The organism is Blastococcus sp. KM273128, assembly GCF_021698975.1.
In the GTDB taxonomy this organism is placed as follows: Bacteria; Actinomycetota; Actinomycetes; order Mycobacteriales; family Geodermatophilaceae; genus Blastococcus.
Genome location: NZ_SSXA01000128.1, coordinates 1 through 5,958 on the forward strand (window position 1 = coordinate 1; position 5,958 = coordinate 5,958).

The 5,958-nt window shown below is 75.8% G+C and carries 6 protein-coding genes, 1 pseudogene and 1 other annotated feature; of the genes and pseudogenes, 4 read left to right on the forward strand and 3 right to left on the reverse strand.

What is annotated here, in order from left to right; genetic code table 11:
• The 3 genes from E9529_RS20905 to E9529_RS20915 all read left to right on the forward strand — a co-directional run.
• Nucleotides 1-567, forward strand: a 567-nt coding sequence (locus E9529_RS20905; RefSeq protein WP_236833192.1) for a hemerythrin domain-containing protein, incomplete at its 5' end; no start/stop codon positions are given.
• 127 nt (nucleotides 568-694) lie between these two features.
• A complete protein-coding gene (locus E9529_RS20910; RefSeq protein ID WP_236833193.1) occupies nucleotides 695-1,333 on the forward strand; it encodes a hypothetical protein in 639 nt (212 codons plus the stop codon).
• A gap of 63 nt (nucleotides 1,334-1,396) precedes the next feature.
• Nucleotides 1,397-2,509 (forward strand): transglycosylase domain-containing protein, encoded by a 1,113-nt coding sequence (locus E9529_RS20915; protein ID WP_236833194.1) that lies wholly within the window; start codon nucleotides 1,397-1,399, stop codon nucleotides 2,507-2,509.
• 45 nt (nucleotides 2,510-2,554) lie between these two features.
• Here the strand turns inward: E9529_RS20915 and E9529_RS20920 are convergent, their stop codons facing one another.
• The gene (locus E9529_RS20920; protein WP_236833195.1) at nucleotides 2,555-2,728 is read right to left on the reverse strand and encodes a hypothetical protein; all 174 of its coding nucleotides are present in this window, start codon (nucleotides 2,726-2,728) and stop codon (nucleotides 2,555-2,557) included.
• 130 nt (nucleotides 2,729-2,858) lie between these two features.
• A complete protein-coding gene (locus tag E9529_RS20925) occupies nucleotides 2,859-4,514 on the reverse strand; it encodes an FAD-dependent oxidoreductase (protein ID WP_236833196.1) in 1,656 nt (551 codons plus the stop codon).
• A gap of 124 nt (nucleotides 4,515-4,638) precedes the next feature.
• On the opposite strand from E9529_RS20925, the gene E9529_RS20930 reads away from it, so the two are divergent.
• A complete protein-coding gene (locus E9529_RS20930) occupies nucleotides 4,639-5,274 on the forward strand; it encodes a hypothetical protein (protein ID WP_236833197.1) in 636 nt (211 codons plus the stop codon).
• A 99-nt stretch (nucleotides 5,275-5,373) separates the two neighbouring features.
• Here E9529_RS20930 and E9529_RS20935 read toward each other — a convergent pair.
• Nucleotides 5,374-5,859: pseudogene (locus E9529_RS20935) on the reverse strand (IS3 family transposase); the annotation flags it as partial.
• Nucleotides 5,746-5,867: a sequence feature (AL1L pseudoknot), on the reverse strand. It overlaps the preceding pseudogene by 114 nt.
• Between the last annotated feature and the right edge of the window lie 91 nt (nucleotides 5,868-5,958).

Below are 5,958 nucleotides of genomic sequence, written 5' to 3' on the forward strand. Positions count from 1 at the left end.
GCCCGCACCACCGAGCTCACTGGGCACGCCGACCTGGTCGCGCGGGTGCTGCTCGGGCACCACGCCGTCGAGCGGGAGCGGCTGTGGCCCGCGCTGCTCCGCTCGCTGCCGGCCGCCGAGGTGGAGGGCGCGCGGTGGAACGTCGCCGCGTGGGCCGCCCGGACCGCACCGCTGGACTGCCTGCTCCGCGACCTCGCGGCCGCGGCGCGGGAGTGGGCCGGGAGCGGGACGGTGCCCGCGCGGGACGCCTTCGTCGTGGCCTGCCGGGTCGCCGCGGACGCCGTCGTCGTCTCGGCCGCGGCGGACGAGGCCGATCTGATGCCGCTGCTCGCCGTCCACCTGCCGGCCGGCGAGTGGGCCGCCGTCGTCCGGGCGACGGGGGCCGCGCTCCCCGGCCGGGAGCAGATGCTGATGCTGGGCCTGGTGCTCGAGGACGCCTCGGCCATCGACCGCGCCCGCGTGCTCGCCGCCCTGCCCCCCGCCGTCCGCACCGCCTGGCGCGCGGTCGGCCGGCGGGACTTCCGCGCCGCCGTCGTCCGGCTGCGGGGAGTGCCGCCCGCTCTCTGACCCGGGGCTTCACACCGGATGCACAGGGTCTGCCCAGGCCGGTCCCAAGCGGGGCCGCCATCGTCGGCCGGGTGATCCCGCGACCCGACCCGGTGCTGCGGTCGCCCTCCGTGGCGGGTGCAGGGTGTTGACCGCGGAGCACCTGGCCTTCCTGGCGCTGCTGCTGCTGACCGCACCGCTGGTCGCCGTCGGCCGCCGGTGGCGGGGGCAGCGGTCGCTGCCCGGGGCGCTGGCCCGGGCCGGGCTGCTGACCGCCCTCGTCCTCGGTGGGCTGGCGCTCGGGGCGGTGCTGCCGGTCGGGGGCACGGCGGCGGAGGTGCTGGTCGCCGCGTCGGTCGCGGGAGCGGCGGTGCACGCGGTACGGCCGCTGGCGCCGCGGGCTTCGGGCTGGCTCGCCGGGGTGGCGGGGCTGGGGCACGGCGCCCTGCTCGCGCCCGCGGAGGTCCCCGGGACGGCGCTCGCCCTGGTGGTGGCGGTGGTGGTCGGGCTGCCGCTGGCCGTGCTGGTGAGCCGCTCGCGGGTGCACGCGGCGGTGCGGGCCGTGGTGGCCGGCGCCGGCGTGGTGGTGGCGGGCGCCTCGTGGGTCGCGGCGCTCACGGCCGGCGCGTCGGTGCTGCAGCCGCTGGTGGACGTCGTCGCGGGCGACCCGGCGGTGTCGCTGCTGGTGCTCGCCGCGGCGGCGTTCCTGGTGTGGGAGCTGTTCCCGCCGGCCGGGGCCGAGGAGCCGCCGGTCCCGGCCGAGCGGGAGCGGGTCGGCGTCGGGTAGGCCGCTCCCCCGGCCGGCCGCCGTACCATCGACTCTCGACGCCGACCTGAGGAGCACCGCCTCGTGGCCTCCGTCCCGCCCGACCCGCGCTCCACCCGCTGGCTCCGCCGTCGGCCCACCGAGCCGCTGCCGCAGCAGGAACCGCCCCGCCGCCCGCGCTTCGACCAGCCGCCGCCGGAGGGCAACGACTGGTACGCCGGGCCGCCCCCCGCGGGTGGTCCGCCGCCGCGCGGCCCGTTCCCGCCGCAACGGGGTCCGTTCCCGCAGCCGCGGGGCGCGTACCCGCCGCCGCAGGGTCCGGTCCCGCCGCCGGCCCCGCCGGCCGGGCCCGAGCGCGGGCGCCGTCGCCGGTTGCGTGCGCCGCGGCGCCGCCGGGGGCTGTTCCGCCGCATCGTGAAGGTGCTGGCGGTGCTCGGCGTCGTGCAGGCGCTGGTCGTGCTGTCGTTGCGCTGGGTGGACCCGCCGACGACGGCGTTCATGGCGGCCAACCCCGGGGGCGCGATCCAGCAGTCGGTGCCGGTCGAGCACGTGTCGCGGAACTTCCTCGCCGCGGTGATCGCGCACGAGGACGCGCAGCTCCCCTACCGCGACGGCGCCTTCGAGTGGGACGCGCTGTGGAACCGCGCGACGGCGCACCTCTCCGGCGAGGACGACCCGTCGGGGTCGACCATCCCGCAGCAGGTGGCGAAGAACCTGTTCCTCAACCAGGAGCTCAGCGCCTGGCGCAAGGGCCTGGAGGCGGCGCTGGCGGTGGAGCTCGCGGCGTTCATCGACGACCGCCGGATGCTGGAGCTGTACGTCAACTACGCGCAGTTCGGCCCGACGATCTACGGGGTCTGCGCGGCCGGCTGGTACTACTTCGACTCCCCGCCGGCCGAGCTGACGGCCGACGAGGCGGTGATGCTGGTCGGGCTGCTGCCCTCACCCGGTCACGTGCAGCGGGCGCCCGGCGGCGGGATGGACTTCCAGGTCGACGACGGGATGGGCTGGCTGTCCCGCTCGCACGTGCTGAACGCGCAGGCGCGGGTGCCGCGCCACCTCGACCGGCTGGGCTTCACCCCGGTCGAGGACGCCGGCGTCACGGGGATGGCCTCGGAGCAGGAGCCCTCGGGTGACGACTGCTCGTCCCCGCCGCAGGAGGTCACCGACCTGATCGCGGCGGAGGGCACCGCCTGAGGGCGCCGCACGCCGGGAGCCCGCACGGGGCTCCCGGCGCGGCGCTCAGCGCTGCTCGGCGTCCTTGCCGAACTGCGAGTTGGGGACGACGGGGCGCGGTCGCTGCAGACCGGCGTCGAACCGCTGGGTGGCCTCGAGCTCGGCCGTCTCCGGAGCGGCGTGCCGCCCCGGCTGAGGCATCTTGAACTCGGCCGTCTCGTCGAGCAGGTGCTTGCCCACACCGTGTCCTTCCGTGGAGGGTTTCGGCCAGCGTACGAGCGGACCCCGACGGTTCGCGGGACCCCGGTCGAAGGTGCAGGTCGGCTGTGACGAGTGGGGCGTCCGGGGTGTCGGCTGCCGCGCCGCACCCTCAGACCTTGAGCAGCCGGTGCACGTGCTGGATGGCGATCCCGCCCTCGCCGACGGCGGAGGCGACCCGCTTGACCGACCCGTGCCGGACGTCGCCGGCCGCGAGCACCCCGGGGATGCTCGTCTCCAGCGGCAACGGGCGCCGGCCGAGGGCGTCGATCCCGGCGTCGCCGAGCTCGGCGCCGGTGACGACGAACCCGGCCGGGTCGCGCTCGAGGTGCGGCGGCAGCCAGGCGGTGTGCGGCTGGGCGCCGATCATGAGGAACAGCGCGTAGGCGTCGACCTTCTCCTCGGCGCCGGTCGCCCGGTCGCGCAGGACGAGGTGGTCCAGCCAGCCGTCACCGCCGCCGTCGACGACCTCGGTGCCCGTGCGCACCTCGATGTTCGGCGTCTCCCGCACCTGGTGGACGAGGTAGTGCGACATGCCCGCCTCGAGGCTGCCCGCGCGGACGACGAGGGTGACCCGGTCGGCGTAGCCGGCGAGGTGGATCGCGGCCTGCCCGGCGGAGTTGGCGCCGCCGACGATGAACACCTCCTTGCCGGCGACCAGCGGCGCCTCCGAGGCGGCGGCGCCGTAGAAGACGCCCGCGCCGTGCAGCGCCTCGAGCGCGGGGACGTCGAGCCGCCGGTAGGCCGCACCGGTCGCGAGGACGACGGCGCCCGCGACGACCACCCCGCCGGTGTGCAGGCGGACGACGACGCCCTCGCCGTCCGCGGCCAGGTCGGTGACCTCCTGCATGAAGGCGAAGCGGGCGCCGAACACCCACGCCTGCTGGTAGGCCCGGCGGGCGAGGTCGGCCCCGGTGACGCCGCGCGGGAAGCCGAGGTAGTTGCGGATCGAGGAGCTCGACGTCGCCTGGCCGCCGAGGCTGCCCGAGTCGATGACCACGGTGCGCAGCCCCTCGGAGGCGCCGTACACGCCGGCGGAGAGGCCGGCGGGGCCGCAGCCGATGATGACCAGGTCGTAGTGCTCGCCGGAGGGCTCGATGAGGGTGCCGGCCGAGCGGGCGATGTCGACGTCGCTCGGGTCCTCCATGACGTGGCCGGTGGGCATGACGACCACCGGCAGCCGGCGCGGCGGCGCCTCGCCGAGGAGGGCGCGGCCCTGGTCCGACGCGGCCAGGCAGAACCGGTGCGGCATGGCGCAGCGGCCGAGCACCTCGCGCAGCTCGTACGCCCGTCCCGACCACGTTTCCCCCACGACGTCGATGGTGTGCGGGGCGCGGCGGCGCTCCTCGGCCCAGGCGAGGAGGAAGGTCGACATCGCCTGGTGGAACAGCTCGTCCGGCGGCGGGGCGGGCCGGATGACGTAGTGGTCGATCCGGCCGCCGGCGATCGCCTCGAAGATGGCGTCGCCCTCCTCGGCGATGCCGACGCTGGCCCAGTCGACGAGCAGGGCGCGCTGGGCGTGCCGGAAGAGGGCGGGCACCTCGCCGAGGAGGTCGGCGCCGGGGGCGCCGGCGAGCTCGTCGGCGGCGAGCACCAGGGCGACGTCCTCGCCGTCGGCGGCGAGCCGCTCGAGGGCGGCGAGCGCGGCGGCCGGGGTGCGCAGGCAGCAGACCCGGTAGTCGGGCTCGTACCGGGTGCGCAGCTCCCGCTCCACGGCGGCGAGGCGGGTGGGTTCGTCGTCGACGGCGAGGATCAGCGGCACGGACATGGGAGCTCCGATGGCGTCGGACGGCCCCCGCTGCCGCGACGGTAGGCCTGGTCTTCCTTCTGCACCAGGGGCCGAGGGGTGCGGCTCGTGGGTTCTCCCGTCCCCCCGGTGGTACGTCACCCCCGTGGACACGCGCACCCTGCTGCTGGGCGACTGGACGCCGGTGATCCGGGACGGCATCGACGTCCTGCGGCTGGTGCTCCTGGGCGGGGCCGTCGCGTACGCGGTCGCCGGCGACTGGGGCGCGGCGGCGCTGCTGGCGTTCTTCTTCGGCATCACGCTGGTCGCCCGGTTGCTGAACCTGCCGCGGCCCTACGACCTGTCGCTGACCGTGGCGATGGCGCTGCAGGGGTTCGGCGAGGTGCTCGGCCTGTACGACGAGTGGGTGCGCTTCGACGACCTGGTGCACTTCACGCTGCCGATGCTGACCGCGCCGGTGGTCTACATCGCGCTGGCGCGGGCCGAGGTGGTGCCCGACCCGCGCGACGAGACGCACCTGCCGCACTACGTCGGGATCGCCGTCGTCACCGCGGCGCTGGGCATCTCGATCGGCGCGCTGTGGGAGGTGTACGAGTGGCGCTCCGACGCGTGGCTGGGCACGGACCTGTCGATCGACAACGACGACACCAACGGCGACCTGGTGCGCGACTCGCTGGGGTCGCTGGTCGGGGCCAACCTGCTGGTGGTGTGGGCGCGGTTCGGCTGGGGCTCGGTGCGGCGCATCCCCGGGGTGAACACCCACGAGGACGTCTCCGCCTGAGTGAACCGCCCCGGGTTCAGTGGAGGCTGGGTTCTGCCGGTTGGTCCTCGGTAAGGCCGGCGATCGAACGGTAGTGGTTGTCCTCGTACTCGACGGGCCCATGACGAAGGCGACGTAGACGAAGCCGGACCAGGTGCCGACGTAGGTCAGGTCGGCCACCCACAGCCGGTTCGGCGCGGGCGCGGTGAAGTTCCGGTCGACCAGATCGCCGGGGCGGGCGGCGACGTCGGCGGGCACTGTGGTGCGCTTTACCTTCCCCCGCACCGCGCCGGCCAGCCCTAGTTCGCGCATCAGCCGCTCCACCCGACAGCGGGCGACCGGGACGCCTTCGCGGTTGAGCGCCCGCCAGACCTTGCGCACGCCGTAGACGCCCAGGTTCGCCTCGTGCACCCGGCTGATCTCGGCCTTGAGCTGGGCGTCGGCGACGGCCCTGGCAGAGGGAGGTCGGGCGCGGTGGGCGTAGTAGGTGCTCGGGGCGATCTTGGCGCCAGCGACGGTGAGCGCGCGGCAGATCGGCTCGACCCCGAACTCCTCCCTGTGCTCGTCGATGTAGGCGATTAGCGCCGATGTGGGCGGTCGAGCTCCGCGATGCTCCTATGTCAAGCCACAGCCGGGAGGCCGGGGGTCGGGGCCGCTGCCGGGGCCGCTGCCGGCGATGCTTGAGCGCAGTGCGCGTCTGCGCGG

Excerpts from the sequence above, each read along its gene's own strand:
- E9529_RS20925 (WP_236833196.1), bottom strand. The coding sequence starts at position 4,514 with ATGTCCGTGCCGCTGATCCTCGCCGTCGACGACGAACCCACCCGCCTC.